4 protein-coding genes are annotated in these 4268 nt (G+C 48.4%); 2 read left to right on the forward strand and 2 right to left on the reverse strand.

The window, feature by feature from the left end; genetic code table 11:
* Positions 1-353: ATP-binding protein (locus K2G43_RS08995; protein WP_300154378.1), on the forward strand; the 353-nt coding region annotated here is incomplete at its 5' end.
* A gap of 80 nt (positions 354-433) precedes the next feature.
* A complete protein-coding gene (locus tag K2G43_RS09000; RefSeq protein WP_297645015.1) occupies positions 434-1888 on the forward strand; it encodes a potassium/proton antiporter in 1455 nt (484 codons plus the stop codon).
* Positions 1889-2029: 141 nt separating this feature from the next.
* On the opposite strand, the gene K2G43_RS09005 is transcribed toward K2G43_RS09000, so the two are convergent.
* Positions 2030-2779, reverse strand: a complete 750-nt coding sequence (locus tag K2G43_RS09005) for a hypothetical protein (RefSeq protein ID WP_300154381.1) — start codon at positions 2777-2779, stop codon at positions 2030-2032.
* 5 nt (positions 2780-2784) lie between these two features.
* Positions 2785-4268: Eco57I restriction-modification methylase domain-containing protein (locus K2G43_RS09010; RefSeq protein WP_300154384.1), on the reverse strand; the 1484-nt coding region annotated here is incomplete at its 5' end.

A 4268-nucleotide genomic window follows, 5' to 3' on the forward strand; every position in this document is an offset into this window, starting at 1 on the left:
TATCAGACGCCCTCATCCTCTATGCCGACGAGAACCGGAGATCGCAAGTGGTCATCAATCTGCTGAAAAATGCCATACAAGCCATCGAGTCGGAAAAAGACCGGAAGAAAGAGGGAGAAATCGGCATCCGCGCCTACTGCAACGAAGCCGAAGCCGTGCTGATAGAGATATCCAATAACGGCCCTGCCATCCCCGGCGACATTGCCGAACATATATTCGTCCCCTTCTTCACCACCAAAGAGGGCGGCAGTGGCATCGGGCTAAGCATTTCCCGACAAATCATGCGCCTATCGGGCGGCAGCCTATCGTTGCTTCCTGCCAAAGAGACCACTTTTGTCTTGAAATTCAATTGAACAAACAACCATTATTTTTTGTTGTACAAAAAATGTTATATACCAAAGAAAATCTCATTTAACCAACTAACACACTAATTATGTTGTTCACAGCAGGAAACATACTACTTGTAGGCTCTATCCTACTCTTTGTCAGCATTCTTGTCGGCAAGACCGGCTATCGTTTCGGAGTACCCGCATTGTTGCTTTTCCTTGTCGTCGGCATGCTGTTCGGCAGCGATGGTCTGGGCTTACAGTTCCACAATGCCGAGGAGGCGCAGTTCATCGGTATGGTGGCGCTCAGCATCATCCTTTTCTCCGGTGGCATGGATACCAAATTCACGGAAATAAAACCCATCCTCACCCCCGGCCTCCTCTTATCCACGGTCGGGGTATTGCTCACCGCCCTCTTCACCGGACTATTCATCTGGTGGCTGTCGGGCATGAGCTGGAACAACATCCACTTCCCGTTGATGACCTCCCTGCTGCTTGCAGCCACCATGTCGTCCACCGATTCCGCTTCCGTCTTCGCCATCCTGCGCTCGCAGAAAATGAACCTGAAGCACAACCTCCGGCCGATGCTGGAGTTGGAAAGCGGTAGCAACGACCCCATGGCATATATGCTCACCATCGTACTGATACAGCTCATCCAGTCGTCGGGCATGGGAGCCATCGACATCGCAAGCTCATTCGCCATACAATTCCTGGTCGGTGCCGCCGCCGGCTATCTGCTCGGGAAGCTCGCCATTCTTATGCTGAATCGGCTGAACATCGACAATCAGGCGCTTTACCCCATTCTGCTGCTCTCTTTCGTCTTCTTCACGTTCTCCATCACCGACCTGCTGCATGGCAACGGTTATCTGGCCGTCTATATCGCCGGAATGATGGTGGGCAACAACAAAATCATGTACCGGAAGGAAATCTATACATTCATGGACGGACTGACATGGCTCTTCCAAATCATCATGTTCCTCTGCCTCGGCCTGCTCGTCAATCCCCACGAAATGCTGGAAGAGGCTACGATTGCCCTGCTCATCGGCGCCTTCATGATTGTCATCGGACGTCCTTTGAGCGTTTTCCTCTGCCTGCTTCCCTTTGGCAAGAAAATAACCTTCAAATCACGGCTGTTCGTGTCGTGGGTAGGGCTGCGCGGCGCGGTGCCCATCATCTTCGCCACTTATCCGGTAGTGGCGAACGTGCCCGGCGCACATGTCATCTTCAACATCGTATTCTTTATAACCATCGTCTCTTTGGTCATCCAAGGCACTACCGTTTCAAAGGTGGCCCGGCTGTTGGGCCTCTCCACTCCGCTGGAAAAGACAGGAAACGATTTCGGCGTGGAACTGCCGGAAGAGATTGACACCCGCCTGTACGACATGACCATCACACAAGAAATGCTGGATAAGGCAAGTTCGTTGAAAGACATGAATTTTCCCCAAGGCACATTGGTAATGATTGTAAAGCGCGACAACAAGTACCTCATCCCCAACGGCACGTTGAAACTGCACATCGGCGACAAGCTGTTGCTGATTTCCGAAAAGGAACAGGAACAGTAAAGGAATGATGCCGGAAAAGCCCCTATTATACATTGGTCCGGCAGACACTTGCGTTCAGCATGACAGACACAAGTGTCTGCCGGCTCAAACACAAGTGTCTGTCATGCTGGACACAAGTGTTTGTTAAACGCTGATACACAATTACTCAGACGCGTCTTCTTTATTCTTCAGGATATCCAGGCACCTCAGTAGTTGAGGCATGTTCAAAGCATCCTTTATGGGAGATTTCCAGTAGATTCTGGATGTCCAGGCAAACGTCCATGTACGCTGTTCCTGAGGCAAAGTCTTCAGGTGCTTTATGATTCTCTTTTTGGTAGTCCACCCCAGAAAGAACGGATGATTATATTTAGAAGCGTTTATCAATCGCCCTATGATGCGATAATCTCTCTTTAAGTCCGAAGCCAGTTCATCGAAGCTGTCATACCCTTTTCTATACGGAATAGCATAAAAATAGACCTGAACATGAATATCGCTCTCCATATCTTCAGGCAGCATCCAGGTCTGGCCCTTATTATGACTTGCCGTTATCTTGATGTCACGAAGGTTTATCAGAGAGGCACCCGATTCACGGTTGGGCGGAATGGATGATTTGACTTCCAGCTTAATGCCCGATTTTCCAATCATAACGTCCCAGCCCGGGTCAGGAGTCTGAAAATCATCGGTCCTGATTTCGTCATAGTCGGTTATCGGAAGCGCGGTATGCGCACGCAGATATGCCACGAGGGCATTTTTTGCCACATCGCCCATATATATGTTGTCAAGAAGCTCAATCGGAGTTCTCGAATACATCAAAGTTTGATACGTATAACTGAATTTCTTTGCTGTATTTATCATTGTCTTCTCGACCACTTCATCCGTCACCGGAAGAGCTAAAATATCAGATTCTACCATACACCCTATATCATTTTATCCAATTTCCGTTCGATATACTCCCGCTGGGACGCCGTGAGCCCATATTTATCATATAATTCCTCATCTGCCCACGATTTGGTGAAATCCTGCACAGGAACAAACCTGTAAGTCTTTTTAGGACAGGCCTGGGTTATCTTGATGGCAGACACCAATACCCTGAAAAACTTCGTCTTCATATACGACATGAAATTCGCAGCCTCTTCTGCAGAAGGAAACTTCGCATATAAATAAGACTGGGAACAGACAGAATGCTTAGGAGCCAATTCGGGATAGCCCAACACCATCCTATCATTGCCCGAACCACCCGAACAGGGGACAAAGACCTTGTCGCAATCTATGTCCGGCACATTCTTCCTGATTTGTGCCACGCTGCAATACTCGATTTTCCGATGCAGCTTCTCGATGTGATAGAGCAGGACATCATGTTCCTCACTCCCATTTTCATAAACACAGAACGGAGTCTTGACACTTGTCCGCGGATTGGACGGAATGCCGAAAGGCGTATCTGCCGAAATAAGTTTATCTACATATTCCGCCCCCTCCCTCATCGACAGGCTATAAACCTGCTTTACAATGCTGTTGAGCATCGGGTCGCGAATTAAGATATCAAAATCATCCAAATCACGGCTCAGCGTTTCTTCCTTCCCATCCTTGTATATCGTATATTCGCACCGGCTGCGCGGAGCGTTCTTATCCTTCAGATAGTAGCAGATACCTCCTTTAATCTCCACATTCAAGAAGATGTCACGACTGTCGGCATAGACAACCATACGCTTCACTTGACCGGACGTCAGCATGCTTCTCCTGAAATCGCCTAACAAGTTGTCCCTGCCGGCAGAGAACCAGCTTGCCTTGATCACCAACGAAGAAACGGAGCTTGTTATCCGATCGGCCATCTTGCAAAAATGCTGATAAATGGGGGCATCATTATTTCCGCCGGCACCGCCTTGGTCTTGATAAGGCGGGTTTCCCACCACGTAGCCGAACGTGACTCTATCGGCACCGCCGGGAAAAGCAGCCTCCGGTTTCAATCCATCCATCTGCCAAATGTTCCATGAGATGATTTCCGCAACTTTTCTTAATATCTTGGTTTCCGGATAACGAGAGAACCTTTGGTAATAGTATTCCCAAAATGAGAATAAGATGTTTTCTCTGGCAATCAGCAGATTGTCGCCTTGCAATTCAAAGCCATAAGAGTGCTCGACAGCTTTTATCGCCCACTTCAACCAGTCGGCCTCCGAATCCACATGCTCATTTATCACACGGATTTTTCTATCGATGAGCCCTATTCTTTCTGCCGGTTCAATCCTCTTGCCAGTAGTAGTATCATAGCGGCTCACTAAATAAGGCGCCTCTCCACAGGTGATTTCAATCACCGGATTCAAGACATAATCTTTCCATGACTTACCGGTTGGGAACGCTATTTTTTCTTTTGTGGCATGCCAACCACGTTTCGTTTCAACGTTGA

The organism is Bacteroides sp. (assembly GCF_029057325.1).
In the GTDB taxonomy this organism is placed as follows: domain Bacteria; phylum Bacteroidota; class Bacteroidia; order Bacteroidales; family Bacteroidaceae; genus Bacteroides.

Coding starts and splice junctions, on each gene's coding strand:
- K2G43_RS09000 (WP_297645015.1), top strand. CDS start 434: ATGTTGTTCACAGCAGGAAACATACTACTTGTAGGCTCTATCCTACTC.
- K2G43_RS09005 (WP_300154381.1), bottom strand. CDS start 2,779: ATGGTAGAATCTGATATTTTAGCTCTTCCGGTGACGGATGAAGTGGTC.